1 pseudogene is annotated in these 204 nt (G+C 70.6%); it reads right to left on the bottom strand.

Features of this window, described 5'->3' with window-relative positions:
- Positions 1-204 (bottom strand): annotated as a pseudogene (locus tag H928_RS32375) (pilus assembly protein PilX); the annotation flags it as partial.

Raw genomic sequence — 204 nt, 5'->3', positions numbered from 1 at the left:
GCGGGCGCATTGCTGATCAGCCCGGGCTTGCTGTCGATATAGGGAATGACTTCGATCCAGTACCAGCCGCCGGCGTCAGGCGCCGACCGGTCCGCCAGGATGGGATGGGCCGGGCGGTCTGCATCGCCCAGCTGCGCGCCGGTGTACTGGCCATAGCGCGCGCCGGTGCCGGCCCGCAGCAGCGCAAACAGGTCCTGCTCGCCC

The sequence above is a fragment of the Comamonas sp. B-9 genome (assembly GCF_000410635.1).
Lineage (GTDB): Bacteria > Pseudomonadota > Gammaproteobacteria > Burkholderiales > Burkholderiaceae_C > Comamonas.
The sequence above is the reverse complement of the archived record's forward strand: the minus strand, read 5'-3'. Positions and strand labels throughout refer to the sequence as shown.